This is a genomic window from Mycobacteroides chelonae, assembly GCF_016767715.1.
Lineage (GTDB): Bacteria > Actinomycetota > Actinomycetes > Mycobacteriales > Mycobacteriaceae > Mycobacterium > Mycobacterium gwanakae.
The window spans coordinates 161048-185534 of sequence record NZ_CP050145.1 but is presented as its reverse complement, the minus strand read 5'-3'; the positions used below and the strand labels follow the sequence as shown (position 1 = coordinate 185534).

General features: G+C 61.1%; 23 protein-coding genes. 9 read left to right on the top strand and 14 right to left on the bottom strand.

Translation table 11 applies throughout. The features are described from left to right. Window positions 1-5: 5 nt before the first annotated feature. Window positions 6-1745, top strand: a complete 1740-nt coding sequence (locus tag HBA99_RS00920) for an N-acetylmuramoyl-L-alanine amidase (protein WP_070951690.1) — start codon at window positions 6-8, stop codon at window positions 1743-1745. Between the two features lie 22 nt (window positions 1746-1767). Here the strand turns inward: HBA99_RS00920 and HBA99_RS00915 are convergent, their stop codons facing one another. The 5 genes from HBA99_RS00915 to mgtE are packed head-to-tail and all read right to left on the bottom strand — an operon-like array spanning window position 1768 to window position 6404. Beyond that, window positions 1768-2586, bottom strand: coding sequence for a Cof-type HAD-IIB family hydrolase (locus HBA99_RS00915; RefSeq protein WP_070951691.1), 819 nt, complete (start codon window positions 2584-2586; stop codon window positions 1768-1770). Further along, entirely contained in the window at window positions 2583-3347 is a 765-nt protein-coding gene (locus HBA99_RS00910) for a lysophospholipid acyltransferase family protein (RefSeq protein WP_030096120.1), read from the bottom strand. The genes HBA99_RS00915 and HBA99_RS00910 overlap by 4 nt, the downstream gene beginning before the upstream one ends. Next, the gene (locus HBA99_RS00905; protein ID WP_030096121.1) at window positions 3348-4145 is read right to left on the bottom strand and encodes a lysophospholipid acyltransferase family protein; all 798 of its coding nucleotides are present in this window, start codon (window positions 4143-4145) and stop codon (window positions 3348-3350) included. It abuts the gene before it with no gap. Window positions 4146-4193: 48 nt separating this feature from the next. Then, on the bottom strand, window positions 4194-4967 hold the full coding sequence (locus HBA99_RS00900) for an SDR family NAD(P)-dependent oxidoreductase (protein ID WP_030096122.1): 774 nt from the start codon (window positions 4965-4967) through the stop codon (window positions 4194-4196). A gap of 48 nt (window positions 4968-5015) precedes the next feature. Continuing rightward, a complete protein-coding gene (gene mgtE, locus HBA99_RS00895) occupies window positions 5016-6404 on the bottom strand; it encodes a magnesium transporter (RefSeq protein ID WP_234798060.1) in 1389 nt (462 codons plus the stop codon). Between the two features lie 492 nt (window positions 6405-6896). Between mgtE and HBA99_RS00890 the strand changes: the two genes are divergently transcribed. After that, window positions 6897-7199 carry a hypothetical protein gene (locus tag HBA99_RS00890; protein WP_131822812.1) on the top strand — a complete coding sequence of 101 codons (303 nt, stop codon included), beginning with the start codon at window positions 6897-6899 and terminating at the stop codon, window positions 7197-7199. Between the two features lie 653 nt (window positions 7200-7852). Here HBA99_RS00890 and HBA99_RS00885 read toward each other — a convergent pair. The 7 genes from HBA99_RS00885 to HBA99_RS00855 all read right to left on the bottom strand — a co-directional run bounded on the left by HBA99_RS00885 (window position 7853) and on the right by HBA99_RS00855 (window position 14386). Beyond that, window positions 7853-8761, bottom strand: a complete 909-nt coding sequence (locus HBA99_RS00885; RefSeq protein ID WP_081347641.1) for an alpha/beta fold hydrolase — start codon at window positions 8759-8761, stop codon at window positions 7853-7855. 220 nt (window positions 8762-8981) lie between these two features. Further along, window positions 8982-9926 (bottom strand): NADP-dependent oxidoreductase, encoded by a 945-nt coding sequence (locus tag HBA99_RS00880; protein WP_070951694.1) that lies wholly within the window; start codon window positions 9924-9926, stop codon window positions 8982-8984. Between the two features lie 114 nt (window positions 9927-10040). After that, on the bottom strand, window positions 10041-10865 hold the full coding sequence (locus tag HBA99_RS00875; protein WP_081347642.1) for an SDR family NAD(P)-dependent oxidoreductase: 825 nt from the start codon (window positions 10863-10865) through the stop codon (window positions 10041-10043). Between the two features lie 56 nt (window positions 10866-10921). Then, a complete protein-coding gene (locus HBA99_RS00870) occupies window positions 10922-11767 on the bottom strand; it encodes an oxidoreductase (RefSeq protein ID WP_070951695.1) in 846 nt (281 codons plus the stop codon). 60 nt (window positions 11768-11827) lie between these two features. After that, window positions 11828-12391 (bottom strand): hypothetical protein, encoded by a 564-nt coding sequence (locus HBA99_RS00865; RefSeq protein WP_131822813.1) that lies wholly within the window; start codon window positions 12389-12391, stop codon window positions 11828-11830. A 73-nt stretch (window positions 12392-12464) separates the two neighbouring features. Further along, window positions 12465-13031, bottom strand: a complete 567-nt coding sequence (locus HBA99_RS00860; protein WP_199252995.1) for an enoyl-CoA hydratase/isomerase family protein — start codon at window positions 13029-13031, stop codon at window positions 12465-12467. Window positions 13032-13477: 446 nt separating this feature from the next. Beyond that, window positions 13478-14386 carry an alpha/beta fold hydrolase gene (locus HBA99_RS00855; protein WP_070951697.1) on the bottom strand — a complete coding sequence of 303 codons (909 nt, stop codon included), beginning with the start codon at window positions 14384-14386 and terminating at the stop codon, window positions 13478-13480. A gap of 191 nt (window positions 14387-14577) precedes the next feature. On the opposite strand from HBA99_RS00855, the gene HBA99_RS00850 reads away from it, so the two are divergent. Beyond that, on the top strand, window positions 14578-15126 hold the full coding sequence (locus tag HBA99_RS00850) for a TetR/AcrR family transcriptional regulator (protein WP_165615237.1): 549 nt from the start codon (window positions 14578-14580) through the stop codon (window positions 15124-15126). 276 nt (window positions 15127-15402) lie between these two features. After that, window positions 15403-16437 (top strand): DUF6670 family protein, encoded by a 1035-nt coding sequence (locus tag HBA99_RS00845; protein WP_131822814.1) that lies wholly within the window; start codon window positions 15403-15405, stop codon window positions 16435-16437. A gap of 120 nt (window positions 16438-16557) precedes the next feature. On the opposite strand, the gene HBA99_RS00840 is transcribed toward HBA99_RS00845, so the two are convergent. Beyond that, on the bottom strand, window positions 16558-17424 hold the full coding sequence (locus tag HBA99_RS00840; RefSeq protein WP_070951700.1) for a helix-turn-helix transcriptional regulator: 867 nt from the start codon (window positions 17422-17424) through the stop codon (window positions 16558-16560). 153 nt (window positions 17425-17577) lie between these two features. Between HBA99_RS00840 and HBA99_RS00835 the strand changes: the two genes are divergently transcribed. From HBA99_RS00835 to HBA99_RS00820, 4 genes are all read left to right on the top strand, one after another. Continuing rightward, window positions 17578-18534, top strand: a complete 957-nt coding sequence (locus HBA99_RS00835) for an oxidoreductase (protein ID WP_081347645.1) — start codon at window positions 17578-17580, stop codon at window positions 18532-18534. Between the two features lie 96 nt (window positions 18535-18630). After that, on the top strand, window positions 18631-19428 hold the full coding sequence (locus HBA99_RS00830) for a class I SAM-dependent methyltransferase (RefSeq protein ID WP_081347646.1): 798 nt from the start codon (window positions 18631-18633) through the stop codon (window positions 19426-19428). Between the two features lie 9 nt (window positions 19429-19437). Then, entirely contained in the window at window positions 19438-20094 is a 657-nt protein-coding gene (locus HBA99_RS00825; RefSeq protein WP_070951702.1) for a nitroreductase family protein, read from the top strand. A 193-nt stretch (window positions 20095-20287) separates the two neighbouring features. Further along, complete coding sequence (locus HBA99_RS00820) at window positions 20288-21580, top strand: phthiocerol/phthiodiolone dimycocerosyl transferase family protein (protein WP_070951703.1); 1293 nt, start codon at window positions 20288-20290, stop codon at window positions 21578-21580. A 137-nt stretch (window positions 21581-21717) separates the two neighbouring features. On the opposite strand, the gene HBA99_RS00815 is transcribed toward HBA99_RS00820, so the two are convergent. Continuing rightward, window positions 21718-22584: a TIGR03621 family F420-dependent LLM class oxidoreductase gene (locus tag HBA99_RS00815; RefSeq protein WP_070951704.1), complete on the bottom strand. Its 867-nt coding sequence runs from the start codon at window positions 22582-22584 to the stop codon at window positions 21718-21720. A 785-nt stretch (window positions 22585-23369) separates the two neighbouring features. Here HBA99_RS00815 and HBA99_RS00810 point away from each other — a divergent pair. Beyond that, window positions 23370-24272 carry a TauD/TfdA dioxygenase family protein gene (locus HBA99_RS00810; RefSeq protein ID WP_070952367.1) on the top strand — a complete coding sequence of 301 codons (903 nt, stop codon included), beginning with the start codon at window positions 23370-23372 and terminating at the stop codon, window positions 24270-24272. The last annotated feature ends 215 nt before the right edge of the window (window positions 24273-24487 follow it).

Sequence of the window (24487 nt, the reverse complement as noted above, 5' to 3'; positions counted from 1 at the left end):
ACGACGTGCCAGTACGAGTCAGCAAGATGCCCATGCGACGGCAGCTTGCGCTGGCTCTTGCCGCGACTGCGACGGTGATGACCGTCAGCGTCGTCGATCACCTCAAAACCGAGCAGGCCGAAGAGACTGCCATCACCTCGCAGTCGCTGCAGAATTCCGCGACTCACGAGGTCCTGACCGCGGAGGTCGGGCTACCCGGTCTGAATACACCGGCCACCGTGCACGACATCCAGCAGGCCGAATCCTTCAGCCTGGTCGCCGTCCGCGGCGAGGACCTTGCTTCCGTCAACGTTTCCGTGCGGGCGCAACAGACCGATGGCGGTTGGGGGCAGTGGTACGAGCTCCACCCCGTTGAGTCCGGCGATCCCGTGGCCCAGGACAAGGCAATCCCCGCGGCGACAGAGCCGGTATTCGTCGGCTCAACCCATTCCGCTCAGATCGCCGTGCAACCCCGCTACGGCGCGAACGTGAAGGCGCCGAAGACCGGCGGCGGCGACCCCGGCCTGGGGTACCGGCCGGCGAGCATCGAGCAGCCGCTGACCACCGGACTCGACGCCATCTTGATCAGCCCCAAGCTGGCACCACCCGATGGCGCGCGGTTCGAAGAGCGCTGGTCGGCGCCGATAGCGCTGCCCCAGGCGGGCCCGCGCATCATCACCCGTGCCCAATGGGGAGCCAATGAGTCGGACCGGTGCCCACCGGTTTACAACAGGGACGTGCGCGCGGGAGTGGTCCACCACACCGCCGGAAGCAACAACTACTCGCCCTACGATTCCGCTGCCATCATCCGGGCCATCTACGCGTATCACACCAAAACCCTCAAATGGTGCGACATCGCCTACAACGTGCTGGTGGACAAGTACGGACAGATCTTCGAGGGCCGTTTCGGCGGCATCACCAACAACGTGCAGGGCGCACACACCGGAGGATTCAACGAGCACAGCTGGGGGCTGGCGCTGATCGGCGACTTCACTCGCGAGGAGCCCTCTCCCGCGATGCTGCAATCCGCCGGCCGCATGCTGGGCTGGCGACTGCGGCTCGCCGGCGTTGATCCGCGCGGCCAGGTGGACCTGGCGTCGGAGGGCGGACCATTCACCACCGTGCCCGGAGGAAAAGTCGTCACGCTGCCAACGATTTTCACGCACCGCGACGTCGGCAACACCGAATGCCCGGGTGAGGCCGCGTACCGCTTGATACCCCGCCTGCGCGATATCGCCGCAGGCGCCGCCAACGGCGAGCCACCTGATCTGGTCGACGCGATGCGCGGCGGCGCCATCTATGACACTTGGATGCGGTTGGGCAGCACCGACAGTTCCCTTGGTGCGCCCACATCCACTGAGCAGCAGGCCGCCGGTGATGCCCGCTTCGCGACCTTCCGCAACGGCGCCATGTACTTCTCTCCCGGCACCGGCACCCATCCCGTTGTCGGGGCGATCTACCACGCCTGGGCGGAAACAGATTACGAGCGAGGGTCGCTGGGTCTCCCGGTGACCGATGAAGTGGGCGAACCGAACATCATCGTGCAGAACTTCCAGAATGGCTCCCTGATCTACGACCGGGCCAGTGGCCGGGTGTCAAGCGTGATCAACGGAGAGACCCGCGAGATCCTCGGCGTGGCACCGGTGGCACAAAGTGCCCTGGCCGAACAGTTCTCAGCACCTGCCGCACCGGCGGCACCGCCACCACCCGCACCGGCTCCGCCTCCCCCGCCGCCCCCGGTAGAGCAGTTCGCACCCGCCGCCTAGCGCCGGACGCACCTAAAAGATCTCAGCCCCACCAGCGTTCGAGAACCTTGGCCACCCCGTCGTCGTCGTTGGTGGCAGTGATCTCATCGGCGGCGGCCCGCGCATCCGGGTGCGCGTTACCCATCGCCACCCCGTGCCCGGCCCAGCGCAACATGGCTACGTCATTGGGCATATCGCCAAAGGCGATCACCGATTCGGGCCGTACCCCAACCTGATCCGCCACCACCGCGATTCCGCTGGCCTTGCTGATCCCGGTGGGCATCACCTCGATAAGCCCGTTATCTGTGGAATAGGTGATGGCCGCACCTGCCTCGGTCACCAGGGGCGCGAGGACCTCGGCCATGTCTGCGCTACTGGCTCCGGCCTTGCGCACCAACAGCTTTACCGCGGGAAAGCTCAGCAGGTCGTCCAGCGACACCTCGGTGTTATCGGGATTCAGCCAGGCGTGCTCGTATCCGGGTGAGCTGACGAATTGCGGTGTCGCGGCGTCGTGTGCGCTGCGGCCGACCCGCTCCACCGCCAGGCCCACTCCGGGAATGGCTGCTTGGGCGACCCCGGCCAGCACGGCGAGCTCCGCTGGAGCGAGCGTCGCCGCAGAGAGGATCCGGTCACTGTCCGCGTCGTACAAAACGGAGCCGTTGGCGCACACCGAGATCGGCGCAAAGCCGAGGGCGTCGACGATGGGGGTGATCCAACGGGGCGGACGGCCGGTAGCCAGGACGAATGTGCTGCCCGATTCGACCGCAGCAGTGATGACCGCCCGGGTACGCGGCGACAGCAGCTCGTCGGAGTCGATCAGCGTCCCGTCCACGTCGGACGCGATGAGGGTGGGAGGAGTCACGTGCGGTTGGGGCCTGTCTTCTTCTGGGCCCGCTTACGGGCGCGTTCTGCCAATTCCGCCGCGTCGAGCGCGGCGGCTTCCTCCAGTGTGGGGGCGCTGCCGCCCAAGCGCCTGGGCAGCCAGTAGGCGCCGGGCTCTTCCGGGTAATCCCGTTGCGCCTGCGTCAGTACCTGCTCCATGGCGTCGTGCAGCTCGACGGTGGTGCGCTCGAAATCCGGGGATGCGTCCAGCGGCGGGCCAACCGCCACGTTGACGGGGATTTTGCTGTGGCCCAGGTTTTTTGGATGATCCTTGGTCCAGATGCGTTGAGCTCCCCAGACGATGAGTGGAACGATCGGCACACCGGCCTCATGCGCCATTCGGGCGGCTCCGCTCTTGAACTCCTTGAGCTCGAAGCTGCGGCTGATGGTGGCCTCCGGATACACCCCGACGATCTCGCCACTGCGCAGGCTGTCCACCGCCGCCTCGTAGGCCCCGTGGCCCGCGCTGCGGTCAACGGGAATCGCCTTGGCATGTTTGATCAGGAAGTTCATGATGGGCACCTCCTGCATCTCCGCCTTGAGCATGAACCGCAGACGCCGCCCGGCGCGAACCGTCGCCAAACCCGCGGGAAGAAAGTCGACGTAACTGGTGTGGTTGATCGCGATCACCGCACCTCCGCCAGAGGGGACCTGCTCCAGACCTCGATATCTGATCGTGGTCCCCGTGAGGAGGACCGCCGTTTTAGCCGTGATTTCGAGGAGTCGGTAGACCGGTTCCATCTAGCCGTCTTTCTGTGCCCCATCCTGCTGGGCCTGCTTTTCCGCCTCGCGGGCAGCACGCTGTGCCTTGCGCTCGGCGGCGTCCTGGGCGTCCCACTGCGCGGCCTCCGCCAGCGTCGGCGCGGATCCGCCCAGCCGATGCGGCACCCAGTACTCACCGGCGGGATGCTGACCGTAATCGTCCTGCACTTCCAGCAGCAGGTGCTGCATGCGTGCGTGCAGCAGCGCGGTGAGCTCTGCAACCGGCAATGTCGGCGGGATCGGTGCGCCCACCGCAATCGAGATCGGCGTATTGGTGCGACCGAGGTTCTTCGGATGCCCCTTCGTCCAGATGCGCTGTGCGCCCCAGATGACGTGCGGCACGATCGGCACGCCAGCCTCGATGGCCATGCGTGCCGCCCCTGATTTGAATTCCTTGATCTCGAAGCTGCGGCTGATGGTGGCTTCCGGGTAGACCCCGACCAGCTCACCTGCCTTGAGCTTGTCGACCGCCTCGGCATAGGACGCGGCACCGTCTACGCGGTCCACGGAGATATGCCGGCACCCTCGCATGATGGGGCCGGTGATCTTGTTGTCGAAGGTTTCTTTCTTCGCCATAAAGCGCACCTTGCGTCCCTTTTTCTGAAGGAACGCCGGTAGCCCGGCGAAGGTGAAATCCATGTACCCGGTGTGGTTGATCGCCACCACCGCCCCGCCTTCGGTCGGCAGGTTCTCGACACCCGTGACGGTGAATTTCAGGCCTTGAACGGCCCAGACGGTGCGGGCAAGCCCGATCACCGTTCCATAGACAGGCTCCACGTGACGAGCCTAGCGCTGGCGGCCCGCTCAGTGCACTCCGATACCCGCCTAACGCTGAACCCCGCCACCGCCGTCAGCCACGATCACCTGGCCCGTGATGAACGAACCCGCGTCCGACAGCAGCAACAGCGCTGGGCCGATCATCTCGTCGGTGTGTGCCACACGTCCCATGAAGGATTGCGCGGCCATGGCATCGATGACCTCCTGCGGGTTCTGCTGCAGCATGTAGGTGTCGACTGTGCCGGGCGCCAGCGCGTTCACCCGGATACCGCGACCGGTGTATTCGACGGCCATCGACCGGGTGAAGGACATGAGAGTGGCCTTCATCGCCGCGTACATCGACAGCATCGGCACGTACTGGAACGCCGCCACCGACACCACGTTGAGCACCGACGCATGCTCACTGGCGGTCAGATGCGGCAGCGCCGCTTGCACCAGAAACACCGGACCACGCACATTGACGTCGAAGGACTTACCCAGCGCCTCCGGTGTGTAGCTGCCCATGGGCTGCGCGACCGGGTTCGCGGCGGCGTTCACCACGATGTCGACACCGCCATACTCGTCAACCGTGCTCGCGACCAGCCTGTCGATATCGCCCAGGTCCCCCATGTGGGCGGGCACGCCAAGTGCGCGATACCCCTTGTCCTGTAGCTCCTTTGCCGCGGCGGTACAGGCATCGGCCTTCCGGCTCGACACCACGACCGATGCCCCACAGGCGCCGAGAGCCTCAGCAATCGCGTACCCGATTCCACGAGTGCCGCCGGTGACGATGGCGGTACGTCCCGACAGGTCGTAGAGCGCTTGGAAGTCATTGAGGTTCACGTCCGGCACGCTACCCGCCGACCGATGCCGCGCAGGCTGGAAACCTCCCTACAAGCCGGCGAGCTGCGGAAGGGTCGCGTGGGCGATGAGGAAGTAAATGATCAGGCCGGTCCCGTCAACGAGGGTGGTGATCATCGGGGCAGATACCACCGCGGGATCGACCTTCAGCTTTTGGAGCAGGGGCGGTAGCAGGGATGCCACCAGAGCCGTCCATAGAACGATGGCAAAGAGCGTCAAAGAGACGGTAATCGCGATCTCCTTGCCGACACCTAGGGTCCAGGCCCGCATGATGCCTGCGCCAGCCATCGTCAACGCAACAAGGACGCCCGTCGACAATTCGTTCAACAAAACGCGGGGCAGATCGCGGATGTGAAACTGGCCGGTGGCCATGGCGCGTATCAGACTGGTGGTGATCTGAGTTCCGGTGTTTCCGCCGGTACCGATCAGCAGCGGAATAAAGAAGGCCAACGACACCGCCGCCTCGAGCTCGTCCTCGAATGCCTTGAGCACGGTGCCGGTGTATGCCTCGGCGACGAACAACACCAGAAGCCACACAATGCGTTTGCGCCATAGATGTGCCGGCGAAGCCCGCACGTAGGGCACGTCAAGAGGCTCCGAACCACCTTGCCGTTCCGCGTCTTCGGTGGCCTCTTCGATCAGGATGTCGTCGGCAGCTTCGGCGGTCAACACCCCGAGCACCTCACCCTGATCATCGACGATCGGCAACGCCAACAGGTCGTAATCGATCAGAATTCGAGCAGCGTGCTCCGCGTCGGTAAGCGGCCCCACCCGAATCGGGTCCTCACTCATGAACTGTGCGACAGTCTGATTCGGATCGGCCAGGACGAGATCATCGAAGCCGACCGACGCTAGCAGGTGCCGATCGGCGTCGGTGACATAAATCTGGCCTGTACCACCATGAACTTTGCCGCCCCCACCGCGGCTTTGCGCCCGCACGGATTCTTGGGCCGCAGGCACCTTCAACTCGGGACCGATAGTGAATACATCCGGAATCATGTGCGCCGCTACCGATTCCGGCGGCCACTGCAACACCGCTTCGAGTGCCTCCACGTACTCCGGGCTCAGGGTCTGCAGGAGGGTCTCTCGGCGGACACCCCCCAACTGCCGCACGATGTCGGCAGCGGTGTCGTAGTCAAGGGCTTCAAAGAACCGGCCGCACCGTTCTACACCTGCAGCACGCACAACCTGAGCCGCGGCGTGGGCGTCAAGGGATCCCAGCAGTTCGGGGCCGGTCTGTTCGTCCAGCAGTGAAACCAGATGCACGATTTGCTCTTTGGACATCTGGGCAACCATGCGGCTGCGCTCCGCAGTGCCGGCTAAACGAAGCCATTCCGACACCGCACGCGCGGAATTGAGCGCGCTGGCGCGAACCGGCAGCACCCCCAACACTCCGAGATCCATATTCGACTTCGACATCACGATCCTCTCTACGCCCACAGGCCCTGCAGCATCCTGACGCGCAGGATGCTGCCAGCCACCACGGATTAACGGGGCCTCGATTAGCCGGGATTCACACCCGGTATGCCCGTACCGTCTAACGAATCCACGATCCAAAGTGGCCCGGGCGCAGACATATTGACACAGAGAACGAAACCTGGCCATCCAACCGATTCTGTGCGATGAACCGCCGCGCCCCTGGGTCCCTGATCATCCCCAACACCACAGGTCGATGACGACCAGCAGTGATGGGGATTCGCGTCAACAACATTGGCGCAGAGATCGCAGAGTCCGCTAAACGCTTGCACGACCTGGTGGGCCGCGTTCTGATCGCGGTCAACCTGAACAGAAGCCGCCCGGCGGAATAGTGGGCGCCAAGCCGGTGTTTGACACGTTTGTTTAGTTGCGTAGTCGGTTTAGCTGGGCCCGTGGCCGGAGCTACGGTGAATAAATCCGAAAGGGAGCCGTGACATGTCTGAAGGAACGCATATTGCCTCGGTGGGTCTGACGGGTGCCGGTAGTTGGCTCCGCCTGATTCAGTTGGGAGCTTCTTCTCGCAGGATTCTGGCGACGTTTCCGTTGATGGTCGCCCTAGTGATTGCGCCGGTGATGGGCACCATGGGTCCCAACGGCAATGATGTTGCGCAATCACGTGCCGAATTGGATCCAGGGGTGAGTTTATTGGCCTGGGCGGCTGCCCCTGACTGCTTTCTGTGCCATCACGATAGCGACGGAAGCAATGTCAGCAAGCGGCATAGGACTGGACGCCACTAACGGCTGCGGGGTTCACGCGGCCGTGAACAAGTTGCATTGCGAAGTTTGCGCCGCTGCTGACGAGAGCGGAGCCGCCGTTGAGTCCGTCTTGGCTAGGCAGGCCACCACCTCGACGAGATCCAACATCGGAGGAGCGGACACCGGCGGCAGCTACTTTCAACGCACTTCGTCGGGCCCTGTCTGGCTCAGGAAAGTCAACGAGCTGTAGAACTTCAGGTTCGCCCTGTACAGCGGACGCGATGGCCTTCATCTATTGGCTCGTAGCCATTGCCTGTCGCGATAATGGACGCACCCAGGACCGGGCTCGTGGCGCCGAGGGCCTCGTACGCTCCCGCCAGAGTGGCAAGGTCGAGCATGCGGCGGCGAAGCTTTCGTTACCAGACAAGGTCTGCAAGGATTCGCTCTTCATCGTTTTACTCCTGCACATTGGATGGAAATGGTGTCGTCCGCCCTATCAGCGATTCTCGATCCCAGCACTCGTTCCTTCCATGCGGCCTAGTCGTCACCCGCGCCCCTGGGCGATGTTGGGAAGCGGGCATGAAGTCGTTCTCGAACTCGGTACACCCCAAAGAAGGCGCCGGATTCGGATGCTCCCGTTCGATCACGGGAAACGGCTAGTTCCAGCCTGGGCTACCGAGGAGAAGCTATGCACTTCAGTTCGCATCTCGAGGAGAATGGGGGTCGGATCTATCCGCATGCCCTGTTTCCGATAGGAGTGGTTTCAGGAAGTTAGTTAGTGCGCTTGCGGTTTCAGCTTGGTGGGTTACCTGTGGCCAGTGTCCGGCTTTGTCGACGACTAGGATCTGCGCCGAGGGGAATGTGGTGCGTTGCTGGTATGCGTGTTTGACCGGTAGGAAATGATCCCGTCCGCCCCAGATGACCAATGATGGAATATTATGTGGCCGAAGGGTATTGCTGAGGAATTCGCTGAATTCCTCAGCGTTCTGTGCGTCTCGATACAGTCGAAGCACCGAATCCTGGGTGCCTCGGTCGAAGTCTGCGGCCATGTGCGCCAAGAAATCTGCGGGCAGGGGCGTCGGCGCAGGCTTGAAGGAGTAGCCGTACGAGAGCATCGCCTTAAACAGGGCTGGAATACCTAGCAATCGCGCGAAGACTTCGCCGATGCCGGGGGTCATCCATAGCCGCGCGGGCCAGTGCCAGCGATGGTCGGTCACCACTCCGGTGTCGATCAGGGTGATCGAGGCTACCGAACTCAAATGGCCAAGGGCCCAGGCAATTCCCCATGGACCTCCGAAGTCGTGCAGAACCAAATGCACACGCTCGATTCCGAGCTCGGTGATGACACCTCCGAGATGTGTCGCGTGGCCCAGAGTGTTCTGGGGAAAGTCTTGAGGTTTGTCTGCTTGTCCGAATCCGGGCATATCGAGTGCGACCGCACGGACATGTTCTCCGACTGCTGCCAGCAATCCGCAGAAGTCGTGCGATGAGCCGGGACTACCGTGCACGAACACCACCGCTGTCGGACCGGCATCTGGCCCGCTGAGTAGCAGCGGGGACCTTACGCCCTCGATTGTCACCGCACCTGTGCGTATTCCTGCCATGTTCCCTCCTCGGTATATGTTATATACTAGAATATATAGTCCGAGTGTAACGGTCAACGCTCCGGACGTTACCCAGGAGGGGCGCAGGCAAGCCCGTAAGGCGGCTGCAATCGACGGTATAGCGCGCTAAATGCGTGAAATCGGCCAGAAACTTGTGCCGGGCGGGCGTATCGGTGTGAGGGCTGAAATCGCCGCAGGCACAAAAGCTTACGATGTGTGTTCAGAAGACGATGACCGGACGGCCGCGAACTCCGCCGTTCTCGATGAGCTGGTGAGCCTGAGCCGCTTGCTCGGGGAAGAACGTTCTGGCCACGCGCAGAGTGAGTTTCCCGGCCGCCGCCAGATCGCGTAACCTCTCCAGCGTTGGGGTGTCGCCAACTTTGTTGTGCACATTGGCCGCTATCCAACGGATGCGGCGGTTGGGACGCTGATGCGGTCGTACCACTGCGACCGAACCGCCGTCACGCACGATGGCTTCGGCGGTGTCGTACTGTAATGCGGTATCGAACACTGCATCAACGCCGTCCGGCGCCAGTTGGCGTACCTGTTCTATATAGCTTGTACCTCGTGCAAGTATGTGGTCTGCTCCGAACTCACGCACTGTGCGCACGTCCGCGGGGCTGGCGTCAGCGATCACAGTGAGTCCGGCTTCTTTTGCGAGCTCGATAACGTATCCGCCTACGGCCCCGATGGATCCCGTAACTGCCAGCGTTGCTCCGGCAGGGAGGTCGAGCTGCTCCAGACCAGATTGCGCGGTCGCCGCGTTCATCAACAGGGTCGCGCCTGAAACGAAGTCGATATGATCGGGCAGGTGTACAACCGATTCCTGTTGGGCAACAACGTATTCTGCTTGAGCTCCTTCGGCGCGTTTGGGGGTGACCAAAGCTAAAACTCGGTCTCCGACGGAGAATCCGCGATGCACTGCGGGGCCGACTTCGTCGATTACGCCAGCGGCATTCCAGCCGTAAATGTATAGCGGCGCAACGGGAAATAGTTCGGGGTGCCGTTCGGTGACGAATCCGCTGCGACTAACGGTGTCGGACGGGTTCACATCTGAGGCGACGACCTTGATCCGCACCTGCCCCGGCCCGGCGTGTGGCGCCGACAGCTCAACGACCTGCAACACCTCCGGTCCGCCGAACTCAGTAAATGCGATAGCACGCAAGGTTCATCCTTTCTCAGTGGCTCATCGGGCGCGGTCTGGATTCTCGGTACTCTGGGCGGTCTCTAGGCAAGATGACTACCGACAGGCTCTGCCCACACGCCTTCGCGCGGCGGTTCATGCAGTAGCTCCGCCATTGACGGTGATGTCCGATCCCGTGATCCAGCCCGAGCTAGCCGGGTCGAGCAGAAACGGAATCGGTGCCACGACTTCGTCCACCCGCCCGATGCGCTGCCCAAGTAGAGATTTCTGCGCCTCAGCCGCGTTGATTGCAGGATCAGATGCGAACCCCGGGGTGTCGGTATGCCCAGGAGTGACGGTGTTGACTCGGATATCAGGAGAAAACTGTTTAGCCAGAGACCGAGTGAGGGTCGCTAACGCGGCTTTGCTTGCGCTGTAGTACGGCGCCAGCGCCGGCGCGGTAAGAGCCGCGCTCGAAGAGACGTTGACGATTGCGCCTTGACCCGATGCACGCAGCTCTTCCTGCAATGCATACGACATTAACGCCGGCGCTCTGGTGTTCAGCGCAAAGGTGTAATCGAAGATCTCGGCCGTCGAATTCTGGCGTGCAAATTCTGCAGGGCGACGGTAATCGACTCGTTCCGCTAAGCCGCCGGCCGCATTTACCAGTCCAGCGATGTCCCCCCACTGACGTGCCTGCTGTGCGACGACGGCGATCGACTCAGGATCTGTTAGGTCCGCGGCGAAGGTGACCACTTCCCCTGTCAGAGCTCTAGCCTGGCTGAAGACCTCCTCGAGCTTGACTTGATCACGCCCCACCGCCAGCACCGAGGCGCCGTAATCGGCCAACCTGAGTGCCGTAGCCCGTCCGATACCGCTACTAGCACCCGTGACAACGACCCTTTTGCCGTTAAATTCGAACGCCATCGTCTCCTGCTGTTCTGCTGCGCGGGTCGTCAGATGCTGCTGTTTCGCCGACACAGCTTGTTCTGAAATAAGACATCCGGTGCTGCCCGGACATCCCGTTTCGCTAACCGCTAGCGTTCTTCTTCACCGAAATTCGTTGATGCCGAGACATTTTCCCAGTCCGCCAGGTTCTGGGAGAAGGCCGCAATTTTGTTCCGGAAGCGTTCCACCACCTCGGGCCCCAGGACCAGACGCAGCGGCGGTTCGGAATTTTCGGTGATGTCGACGATCGCGCGAGCAGCCTTGGCTGGATCGCCGGGCTGATTATGGTTGGTATTTACCAGGTTTCGACGTACTGCCCCAACGGGGCCATTCTCGTAGTCGATGATCGTGTCGTGGGCGACGTGGATGCTGCTGGCGTCTTGAAAGTCCGTGCGAAATCCGCCGGGCTCGATGATGGAGACCTTGATGCCCAGAGCTTTTACCTCTTCCGACAAGGCTTCAGAAACAGCCTCAACCGCGAACTTCGTCGAGGCGTAGATACCCCAGCCAGGCCGCGAGGTGAACCCGGCCGACGAGCTGATATTGATTACGTGGCCCGACTGCTGTTGGCGCAGTACAGGAAGTGCTGCCTTGGTGACGGCCAGCAGACCAAAGACATTGATGTCGAAGATCGATCGAACCTCTGCATCGCTGGCTTCCTCTACCGCCGAAAGCAACCCGCGCCCGGCGTTATTGACGAGCACGTCAATACGCCCAAAACGGTTGGTCGCCGCGTTGACGGCGGCGGTGATCTGTGCCTGATTGGTGACATCCAACGGCAGCGTGAGCAAGGCTTTGTCGGCGTCTGGGAAAGCAGCGGCGATTGCTGTGATGTCACGGGCGGTTGCGGCGACTTGGTGTCCGCGCGACAGTGCTTCTTTGGTGATAGCCAAACCCAGCCCGCGGGATGCCCCGGTGACGAACCAAACGCTCATGTTGAGTCAATCTCCCTGTGTTTTAATAGTATTTACTACCGAAAGCGGTAACCAACTTTCTTAGATGAGAATTCCCTCGTCTTGGTAATGTTTGCGCGCAGGTATCCAGAATGCTGCCAGGAATGCAAGGGAGAGCAGCAGTAGGAGCATGTCCTCGTAGTGGTGGTAGGCCTGGTCGTGCATGGTGACTGTCATCATCGTCATACCGAGCCAGTGGGCGAGGTTGCCGCCGATGGTGAAGTCCAGGAAGGTTTTGTTGGCTTGCAGTTTGCGGGCTGCGATGAGCAAAAAGACGGACCACGCGACGTAGATGCTTTCCAGCATGACTTCCGGTGCATGGTTTCCGTGCCCCCAGGCGAATGCGTGAAATAGTATGTCGCCGATGGGTTCAAGCCGGGGTATTCCGAGTTTTTCGGCGTATATGCGTCCTAGTTCTTCGGGGTGTTGGCTGGCGGAGGCCAAGAGCGCGAGCGACCATACACTTAAGTGACATAGCGCAAATAGGCTGATGGCTAACGGCAGCCACCGAGCAGCGCGCGCACCGAGGCTGCCGTCCGACGCCGTCGGTGGCGGGGGCAGGTATTCTCTTTTGATCCAGTTATAGAGTCGTGCAAGCTGTTCCATCGCCGCTCCCTTCGAGTGGTGCTGCCGCTGACGGTTTGGGTGGTTCGGGTCCTGGTTGTTTACCGGCTGCGCATCAGCTGATTTGGTTGAGGCGTGTGCCCTGTATCCAGGGCCCCGCGCCCGTATTGAGTGGTGTGTCTCCGGTGTTTTTGATGTCGTCGACGAGTGCCCCGACGGAGTTTTTCATGGGGCGTTTGGTGCCCAGTGCGGTGAACGCCGCGATGGCCTCGTCGAGTCCTCTGCTGAAGGTGCGGCTGCTGCTGGCGTGGGTGAGTTGTTTGATGGCGCCGATCGCTTGCGGTGATCGAGACGCCAGTCGTGCGGCAGTTTCTTGTGTGAGCGACAGTAGGTCCGCAGCGGGCAACACACGGGTAGCCATTCCCCATGCGACCGCTTGGTCGGCCGTGACGGGTGTGCCGTCGAGCATATGCTCCAATGCCCTTGCTGTTCCGATCATTGCGGGTAGCAATTGCGCGCCTCCACCCCCTGGGATCGCGGCGAGCAGGATCTCGACTTGTCCTAGCCGGATGTGCGGGGCGTCCGAGACGTACCGGATATCGCAGGCTAGCGAAACCTCGAAGCCGCCACCGGTGGCAGATCCATTGATAGCAGCCAGGTAGACGGTGCTAGAACGGCTCATCCGCACAATCGTGGTGCGCCATTGATGCCCCCAGACCATTGTCCTCCCGCCGGCCCCGCCGAACCGTTGGGTTAGTGCACGAGCGCCAGGAATCCGCAACAGCCCTCTGACCAGTAACCAAAACGGGTAGATGATCTGCCGTGCGACCGGAGGTGCCGGCAACTGCAGTGCACCCTGAACATCAGAGGGGTCCACGTGCGAGATAAATCGCCCATCCACACCCGTGAGCACCACGGCACCAACGGTCTCGTCCCGGTCGACAGCCCATGTCAGGCGTTCCAGGTCATGCATAAATCGGAACGTGGCGAGGTTGACCGGCGGACTTGAATGTGTGACCGTCAGGACTCGACCCTCTTGACGAAGGCCTAGCGTATCCAGTTTCAGTTCAACAGCTTTAACCACAGTGGCGCGCCTCTCATGGATCAGGATCAACGGTCGATCAAGGATCAGCTGGCCGGTCCGATCTGTTTGGCCGCGAGCCTGAGTTTCGGTGCTTGCGGTTGGGCCAGTAGAGGTTTGAGGAATTTGGTGACTGCCGCTTCGGTCTCGGCGGGGTGGCTGACCATCGGGAAGTGCCCCGCTTTGTCCAGGATGACCACCTGTGCCGAGGGAAAAGCCTCGAGTTGCTGATACGCATGCTTGACGGGCAGGAAATGATCGCGAGCACCCCAGATCACCAACGCCGGAATATCATGCTCGCGCAACAGATATGCCATGGCCGGCCCGAACTCGCCCAAATGATGGGATGCGCGATACAGGCGCAGCACCGCATCACGTGTCTCGGTATCGAAATCATGGGCCATGTGTGCCAGGAAGTCGGCAGGCAGCGGTGTGGGCCACGGTTTGAGGACGTAGCCACGTTGGATGATGAGTTTGAACGCTGCCGTCGTGGTGAGACGCATGACGAGTTCCCCGACCCCACGCACAAGCCACAGCCGTGCCGGCCAGTGCCAGCGGTGCTCGGAGATCGCGCCGGTGTTCATCAGCGTGATAGACGCGACCTGCTCCAGGTGTGCAGCAGCCCAGGTCAGACCCCACAACCCACCGAAGTCATGCAATACCAGATGAACTGTCGTAATACCTAGCTTCGCGAGCGCACCGTCAAGATGACGCGCATGTCCGACCGCGCTCTGCGAGAAGCTGCGCGGCTTATCTGCCTGCCCGAAGCCGGGCATATCCAGCGCCACCACGCGCGCGTGCTCACCGACCCTGTCCAGTAGTCCCCGAAAATCATGCGACGAACCCGGATTTCCATGAATGAAGACCACCGCCGTTGAGTCGTGATCCGGCCCTGCCACCAACAGCGGAGAGCGCACACCATCGACGACCACTTCGCTTGTCCGTATCTCTGCCACGACTTGGCTCCTTAGTTGTTCGATCTGGAGCGGTTGGCCCACGCCAGCATTTCCGCAATCTAACATATGGCCAATAGTATAATCCATAGATTGGATAGGATGCCAGCCGAAGGTGAAGCAGAAGGGAAAGGTTGCCGATGTTTGACACCGATACTCAGCAGAGGTTGAGCAAGGGAAAGACCAAGGAGCGGATGCTGCACGCGGCCGTGGAACTCATGGCCGAACGTAGCGCCGCCGGTGTCACCGTCGATGAGGTCATCGCACGCAGCGGCGCGCCGCGCGGTTCGGTCTACTACTACTTCCCCGAAGGGCGCGCCCAACTGATCGCCGAAGCCCTCGATTTGGCCGGACACATCACCGAGACCAAAGTCGCCGAAGCGTTTACCGTCGGCCCCGTGGGGGGTATTGATCGTTACGTCAAGTTTTGGACAACGATCTTGCAGCATAAGAACTTCGGAGCCAGCTGCCCGATTGCTTCGGCAGCGATCGGCGGCGGCGACATCGACGAGAGTCTGATCCCTCAGGCCGACGCCATCTTCCAAACCTGGCAGGACCTTATTGCCGCCGGCCTCGTGGAGATGGGCATCAAGCAAAAACGCGCGGGCAGCCTGGCCACACTCATCGTCACATCGATCGAAGGGGGGCTGATTCTGGCCCGCGCCAACCGCGATACCGCGCCCCTGCACAAGGTCCAAAAGGAACTCGAACAGATACTGCGGCAGGCGCTGGACGGCAACTAGCCGGGCGCCCCCGGCCCACGATAAGGTTCCTGCGCTCGCATATCGGAATCTATTGGAAACAAGGGGGATTGGGTGCCCTGACGGTCCTGTTCGGGTCCTCAGTACCGGGCGCATTGGTCGGCAAGGAGTAGGGCGTACGCCGCCGGGGGATGGCTTTCCATCGACGGCCACATGCTATATATATGGAATATGGTAGATAACATAGGCACGGGTCGCAAATACGCGCTTCCCGTGTACGACAGCACTGAGCGGGGCCGGGGCCTGTCGGGTGTAGTGATGAGTATTGCGGGCAGAGCCCTTGGCATCAACCACCGCAGAGCGAATCCGACACCGGCGGAGTCGGGGTTGCCGCCTTTTACGGGCAAGCTCTTGGGGCGGGAGATGTGGCATTGGGGCGTTATGGTCCCTGGTTTGCCTGCACCGCATCATTTTTTGGCCAACATGGGGCTTCTCGGCGCGGCCGGGCTGCTCAACGGCCCCGACTCTGTGCGTGGAAGCCTGCGCAACACCGTGTGGATGGGGCACGGCACCGCCGCAACAACTCATCCGCCGATCGCCACATATTCGGCGAAGGATGAGGTCGATTTCTCGGCCGATGGCACCACCGTCCGCTTGGGCGATGATTTCCACCTGGAGTATGGAGCGACCAAAGGCCATCTGCGTACTCGTCGTGCAGATTTCTCCGTCGACCTCGATCTGACTCCGACCGGCGAAGTTACCGTGTTTGCCGATTCCCCGATTTACCGGCATCTGTCCGTGATGCTGCAGGTCGAAGGTGTCGTTCGTCAGGGCGGCATCGAGTCGGCGGTGTCGACGCTGGGCGGTTTCGAGCATGCAGCGTGGCCTGCATTTTTGTCCTATGCGCCCGTCCTGCCCGGTTGGCTACGTAACCGGCTGCCTTCGTTCTTCACCTACCACATGCTCAACCTGGACGAGCGCAAGCAGATCTTGCTTTGTGTCCTTGGCGGCATGACCAAACGTAACCCCATTTGCGTGATGGCGTTCACCCGCGAAGCCGGCGGCCCGTTGCGCAGCTTTGTGCACAATAATCGCTTCGAGGTATTGAGTCTTCAGGATGACGAGGTCCTCAACTCAGACGGTATCCCGGTGAGAGTGCCCGATCGTTTTCGATGGACAATCCGCGACGGCGCAAAGGAATTCGCCGTCATCGATGGCACCGTGAGCACGCATATGATCGCCGCGGTCTCGTCAGGACATATCGGCGCATACGACTACCGTGCCGACATTGACGGCACGGTCTATCGGGGTACGGGATACATGGAGTACTTCGACCACGGTCGTTGGCGGTAACTTCAGGCGCCCCTGCGCATTTCCTGGCGGGGCTTTGGTTGGGGCCTCCACAAACACGATGTGATGCCCGCGACGTGTGCACTGCTTCGCGGCGCTGTTGTTCGTTGCAGCCCGCGGCGGCTACACCGTCGGTGGGTGTTCGCTTGGGGTGGTGTAGCGGACGGGGGTGTCGATTGAGCTGGTTAGGGTGGCCAGCAGTGCCAGTTTCTCGGCGCTGCTGCTGGCGGGTTCGGCGTGGTAAATCCCGAGAAGCTGGCCTTCTGTGCCTGCGATGGCGAGTTTTTCGAGGCTCAGCGTGAGATCTCCGACTTGTGGGTGGTGCAGATGGATATCGAAGCTTCGTGGCTGAGCGACGTCGCGGCGGGCCCAGAGTTGGCAGAAGCGTTCACTGGATAGCGATAGTTCGCCAACGAGTTCGACGACACGTGGATCGTCGATGTCTGTTCCTACCGATTGCCGGAACACGGCTACCAGCAGCTCGGTGTTGCGTTCCCAGTCCGCGCTGAGCGCCTTTTCGGCCGGGTCCAGAAACAGGGTGCGCAAGTTGTTCTTGCCGACTTGCAGGTTGGGTGAGAGCGCCTGGGCCAATCTGTTGGAGGCCAGGACGTCGGTGTAGCGGCCAAACACGTAGGCCGGCAGGGGCAGCGTCTCGATCAGTTGCAGGGTTCCTGCTGGGACGATCTCACGACGGCGCCGGCGACGAGGTTGACTCTTAGACGTGACGAGGCTGAGCAGGTAATCAGCACTGGCCTGGTCGAGCTGTAACACACGTGCCAGCGAGTCGAGAACCTGCGATGACGGGTTGCGGTCGCGCCCCTGTTCGAGCCGTAGGTAGTAGTCGGAGCTGATGCCTGCCAGCATGGCTACCTCTTCGCGCCGCAACCCGGTCACCCGCCGCGTCCCGTGAGTGCTTAGACCCACACTGGCCGGCTGCACCAGTTCGCGGCGCGCACGTAGGTACTCCCCGAGTAGGTTGCTCTCGCCCATGGTCTCAACGGTAGCCGCTATATCTGAGCGTGTAACTGGTCCTGCTACTCCCAGGATCGTCAGGGCACTTCCCGCGGACGATCACCTCCCCGACAGTAGACACAGCGCACATCAACTACGACGCGCGCACCGGATCGCGAGGACGAGGGAACAATGACGACGACGAAAGCGCCTGCCGGTGGCACGTTCACCATGGCCCAGGATCTGACGGTTACCCGCATGGGCTACGGCGCGATGCAACTGGCCGGCCCCGGCGTATTTGGCCCTCCCGCCGATCGTGCGGCCGCGATCACCGTGCTGCGCAACGCCATCGAGTGCGGGGTGACCCATATAGATACCGCCGACTACTACGGACCCTACGTCACCAACGAGATCATCAAGGAAGCCCTGCATCCCTACCCCGAGAGCCTGCATATCGCGACCAAGGTCGGGGCATTGCGAGATGCAGCCGGAAACTGGCCTGCCGCACTGGCGCCCGAACAGGTGCGCCAAGCGGTTTACGACAATCTTGACCGGCTCGGACTTGATGTGCTTGATGTCGTCAATCTGCGCATCGGAAGCACCACCGGCACCAACGCCGATTCGATCGCCGAACCCTTCGCGGCCCTGGCAGAACTGCAGCGCAAAGGACTGATCAAACACCTGGGCCTAAGCAATGTGAGTCCGTCGCAGATCCGCGAAGCGCAGTCAATCGCCCCGATCGTGTGCGTGCAGAACCTCTACAACCTGACCCACCGACACGACGACGGCCTAATCGATTCGCTAGCGGCGCACGGCATCGCGTATGTACCGTACTTTCCGCTCGGCGGCTTCACACCGCTGCATTCGCAAATACTGGAATCCGTTGCCGCCCAATGCAAATCAACGCCATTCGCCGTCGCACTGGCTTGGCTGTTGCAACGTTCACCGAACATCCTGCTCATTCCCGGCACCTCGTCAACGGCGCATCTGCAGGAAAACCTCGCTGCCGCCGAACTTGCTCTGCCCGAAAATGCCATCGCCGAACTCGATCGGATCGGCAGTCGAGCGGATGCGGCATCCACACAGCAAGGCCACCCGCCCGCGCGCCGACTTGGCTCACTTACAAGCCGCCTATCCCAAGGCCGCTAGGAGCTTTCAACGTGCTTGTCCGTCGGCGTGCGCCCTGCCAGCGATTATGGCGACTAGTTCTGTGGCACAACCAGTTTCAGGAGGAAGGAACCTTTCATGGGGACAACTGGCAAGATCTCGAAAATTGAGGAGATGGCCCGCGGCGGTCCGGATGCATCGTGGCTGGACACGCGCCTGCAAACAGATCGGCTGGAATTCCTGGACCGAGACGACGTACCGGACCGGATCAAACAGCAGGTAGTTCGCGCCTTAGATGAGTTGGGGCGACGTACGCGACTCAATGAGAAGTTCGCCCACCTGGCACTTCAGCAGGTCGAGGCAGTCAGCAACCCGAAGATCTTGGAGCTGGGCTCTGCACACGGTGGACTTTCCCGGGCGATACTGGCGACCCATCCGACCGCACGCGTGACGGTGACAGACCTGGATCCGGTGTCTGTAGCGAACATCGCTGACAGCGATCTGGGATCTCATCCCCGCGCCACAGTGCGCGTGGAGGACGCTACCGCCATCAGCGCCAACGACAACAGCTACGACCTCGTGGTGTTTGCGCAGGCATTTCACCACTTGCCTCCGGCGATCGCCTCAGCCGCCATCGGTGAGGCGACCAGGGTCGGTGCCAAGTTTTTCATCATCGACCTTCCCCGGCTCTCACCGCTGCAGTTGCTGCTGCATATTCTTACCCTCTCAACAGTTCAGCTGCCGCGTATCGGATATCCCGCCGTTCATGACGGGGTCATCAGCTTTCTGCGCGCCTACAGCCCTGCGGCCTTTAGTGCACTTGCCGACCACGCCGGGTACGAAATTACTGCGCAATTCGGGCGGCGTCGCCTCACTCGCGCGATGCCGCCCTACCAGCTGGTCACGCTGACACGCGCCCCTATTGTCAACAGTTAAGGAAGCGACATGACCTCTACAGAACGACTTGATGTGGCCGCCGTTGATTACGTGTTGTCGACGACACGGAGCGTGCGCCGGCGGCTCGATTTCGACAGGCCTCTGCCTCGAGCGGTAATTGAAGAGGCGATCAAAGTAGCGGTGCAGGCCCCCACTGGCGGTGGCGTCCCGCGATGGCATTGGTATGTCATCGACGATCCTGGGCTCAAGCAGCAGCTTGCCGACCTGCTCCAAGCCCAGTTCTCAAATGGTAAGGGAGACGGGTATTTCGAGATGATCGCATCGGTGTCTGGTGCCGAGCATGCCGAGAAGTTGCGCGTGTCCACGATGCACTTGGTCGACAACTACCACCGCCTGCCCTACATCGTGATTCCGACGATGTGGAACCCAGTACCGCTGGGCGAACTCGACTCATACGCCTCCAACCTGGTCTACGGCTCGATCATGCCGGCGGCCTGGAGCTTCCTACTCGCATTGCGAGCCCGCGGAGTGGGCAGCGCATGGACGGCGGGGTCGCTCCAACAGGAAGACAAGGTCCGCGAGATCGTAGGGATCGACCCCGATCATCGACCGATCGCGGTCTTCCCGGTCGCCTACACCATTGGCACAGACTTCAAACCTGTTGCCCGCGAAACCAGCTCGATCGTGCACTGGAACCGAGCCTGAGCAGCACAGCGCCGGTGTTAGCGAAGATCTCCGAGCGGACCGCAGGACTGTGTCTCTGTGGGCGGGCAACAAACGAGTCCACTCGGCCACCACAAAGATGCGCGGCGACGAACTCACTCGGCACCAGCACCCGCAGGTACTACCTACTCTTCCCACTACGTTTTCGACGTGCCACCCGACTCCAGGAGATGCGATGAAATCAGTTTTCGAGCAGGGCGATTCGCCGCTGACGGTCCTGCGGCCGCTGTCTGCGCATGAAGCGATGTTCTCCACCATGGGCGTATCAGCGACGTTCTGGGCGACGACCCACTTGCGCGGCGAGCTGAACATGAGCTCGTTGCGGCAGGCCTGGCAACTGCTCACAATCGCCCACCCGGTCCTTGCTACGCGGATCGTTGCTGACGGAGTGCAGCTGGTGCTCACGTCGTCGCCTGAGTCTCCCGCTGCAGTGGAGGTGCTCGATAAGCCGCTGAACGATCTGTCTGAGCTGCCTGCGCTGAGGTTTGAGGACGGCACTGCTGTCCTGAAGGTGTTCTCCCAGGATCAATCCCACACCGTGCTGCTCGGAGTTGACCACAGCATCGCCGACGCCCGGCTAGGCGCGTTTTACCTATTCATGCTGTGGCACTTCTACACACAGATCGTGACAGAAGGCACCGTGCCGCAGATCATTGCCGCTCCCATTCCGGATGCGCCCGAAACCGCACTGGAACACCGGGGGATCCTCAAAGGTGCGCTACCGCAGAAAGACTCGTTCACGAGCACCATCTGGGGCGGTAAGCAAGGTGGGGAAATAGACGAACTCGCAGATCCGCCGGTGACCTGGCACCATCGATTCGATCAGAAAACGACTGAAGGTGTACGGATGGCCGCCAAAACATTCGGCGTCACCATGCATGGCCTAATAACCGGCGTCATCGCGATAGCGGAACGGGCCCAGATAGGCGCCGAACTATCCGATGAGGTCAACATGGGATTCATGTCCCCGGTAGATTTCCGCGGCCATCTGTCACCGGCAGCGGCCATCACAGATGTCAGCGTCGGTATCGGCATGGCAATCGGGCAAACCCGAGTGCGAGCAAACGACGACCCCGTACGGATCGGACGGCGCATCGTTGAACAGATCCAGAACGATCTGGCTTCCGGCGTAATCCAACAAAACACGCACCACATGGAATCAATTCTGCTCGCCAATAGCTACGGGCCGCTGATCACTGTTACCAATCCCGGCATAATTCTCACTCCGCCCACCCCGTCGACACTGGCGATAGAAGATTTCCGCGGCCAGCTCACGGTGAGCGCGATTTCAGACGAACGGGCGCCCCACAGCCCAGCGCCCTCCCAGGCATCCGGATATGAAGTCTATACTTTCAACGGGCAACTGAACATTCACGGCAGATATCCGGGTGGATCATTTACGCCTCAACAGATTGCCCAGCTCCGCGAGCACATCCTGACTCAACTCAACAATTTCGCGAAACACTAATCCGCCCGGGTAACGTGGCCGGACTGGTTCAGCAGAGTGCGGATGGAAGCGATCTCCGACGAGCTTGGTGCGGGTAGCGTGAGCGATGGTCTCGCATGTATGCATGGCCTCATCACGGCAACTGCTGCGGATTCGGGCTATCGCCCTTTACGGACCTCTTCAATTACTTCGTTGAGGTCATCGAGATCTGGGTCGTTGAAGGTGACGTACGTTATGCCGAATTCGTCCCTGAGCCGCTGTATGGATTGCGCAACGTGGGCCGGGGAGCCATAGAGCACACCTGGCGAGTTAAGGACTTCTTTCTCGGTGATTCCCGGTGCTTGACGGGCAAAGAGCGCGTGAACGTATGAGAGGTCAGGCTTTTCACGGATACTGAAAGCAAGGGTGCCGAGACTCAGCTCCAAATCGGCGGTCCTATCGCCAGCCTGGCGTCCTATGAAGTCAACTCGATCGCGCAGCCTGTCGAAGGTGGGAATAGCCATCGTGGCCAAGTTCACGATCTCGGCGTGCTTAGCGGCTAACGTCAATATCCGGTCGCCTGCCCCAGCGATCATGATGGGTGGGGGGCTTTGGATCGGCGCGGGCACATGGTGGGGATCGCATAAAAACTTGCGCAGTTCGGTGACGATGTTGGCGAGAGTGTCTACTCGGGCACTTGGGCCTGGAAAAGGCAGACCGACTAGGTCTAGTTCTTCCTTAACGTATCCGGCGCCAAGACCGACTTCTAACCGCCCGCCGCTGAGCAGGTCTACTTCGGCGATGTCGCGGGCCAAAAGCGCAGACCGGTAAAACAGCGCGTCGAGCACGAGCGTCCCCAGACGCACCGTTGAAGTAGACGCAGCCGCCGCAGCAAGAAGCGGGAATGGCGCATGGGCGCCTAGATGATCAGAAACGAGAGCTATGTCGACCCCCGCGGCTTCGACATCTTTGAGCTTGGCGAGAGCGTCGCCGCCGGAATCCTTAGCATTAATGTTGACACCGAATCGAATTTGCTTCTCGACCATATGTTTACCAACCTCCTGAAATAATTAAGGTTCGGTGACTGCGGCGGCAGGCCCGATCTTCTTGTGTTTGCGCACCGTCTTATTTGACGGTGCGGCCGCCATCTGTCACGAGCGTTGAGCCTGTGATGTAACTAGCCCGATCAGAGGCTAGATCCGCAACGAACGGGATGGTGCGGCCAGGGAACTCGCGCCGCGCGGGGCGACGGACCACTTTGCCCGGGCCTTTGTTTTACGGCGACTAGACGATAGAGATGCTCAAGTTTGCGATGTGGCACTCAAGTAAGCCTACGTTGAGAGAGCAGGTTCTATTCCAATGGGACCGCGCTTCTTTGACCTGCCCGCCTACCTGCATTTCCTCATATGGATACTGTTGTGGCCCAAAATATCTTGGCGATCTCGAGCTGGAACTGGCATAAGCCTTTATGGGCTGGGCCCTGCGCGGGCCGATGAAACGCTCGCGCCTGGCGGCCGTCAGTGCAGCGATCGGGGCGAGCTCGTCGGCCGCCGGAACTTAGTCGAGTTCAGGGTCCTGTTGATCCTGGGACTAACAGGACCAGGCATCGTTGGCGCGGAACGGATACCGTGGAGACGAGGGTAAGAAGAAACGACCGTGGCAGCCAGATCGGTCGCCTTTCGATCAACCACAACACGATTCTCTCATTGCGGGCGGCCACGGTTAACGGTAACCAGATGCTTGCCAAGTGTTTCCAAGGTCTGGCGACCACCCGGCGGTATCAAGTGCAGTCAACTGCATGGAAATCCCAGCGGTGAAAGGGGATAGCGCGATGGACGCAATTCACATCACGCAACTGGGCGCAAACATCGGTGCCCGCGTCGACGGGGTGCGCCTTGGTGGCGACCTGGACGCGAGTACGGTGGAATCAATTCACCGTGCCTGGCTGCACCACAAGGTGGTGTTTTTCCGCGGGCAGGATCACCTAAATGAGGAGGGGCACAAGGCGTTCGCGGGTCTGTTGGGTACGCGCACCGCGACACGTGCCGGCGCACCTGACAAGGAAGTGACCCTGCTCGACTCGGGCCGTGGAATCCGAGCCAACAACTGGCACACCGACATGACGTACTGCGATCGACCACCGAAAGCTTCACTACTACGTGCGGTGGTCTTACCCCCATATGGTGGTGCGACCTGCTGGGCCAATACGGTCACCGCCTACGAACAGCTGCCTAGGCCCCTGCGCAGGCTGGCCGATGAGCTATGGGCACGTCACGACAACCAGTACGACTACCTGGATGTTGTGCCGGAACAGCAAGAGTTCAGGCGCGCCGTCGCGGCGAACAAGTTCGTCACAGAGCACCCCTTGGTGCGTGTGCATCCTGAGACTGGGGAACGCGCCCTGCTTTTAGGGAAGTTCGTGAAAAAGATTGTGGGGGTTCCCTCCGCTGACTCAGAGGCCCTGATTCGTATCTTCCAAGATCACATCACCCGGCTAGAAAATACGGTCCGTTGGAACTGGGAGCCAGGGGATCTTGCGATGTGGGACAACCGGGCTACGCAGCACTACGCGATCGATGACTACGACGGGCAGGATCGTCTCATGCACCGTATTACCTTGGCCGGCGATATACCGGTCGATGTTCACGGGAATTCTTCCAGGGCAATTGAGGGCGATGCCTCGGGCTTCTCACCGGCGATAACCCCTGCGCCCCTTGTTGCCGCCGTGCAGTAGTCGGGGCCTGTCGCAGGCTGAGGATTTTTTTGATTCGATCGGCGGCGCCCGGAGTAGCTAGCCGGGGTTCTCCTGACACCAAGGAAGTCGGCACCGACGCTGGCGGCTCTATCTACCCGGGGCATGGGAAGCACTGAAACTTCCACTTACACAGTGTAATCCGGCCACATTCGGCAAACGGACTATTAGTCAATTTCTGAACTTGCGATTAGAGG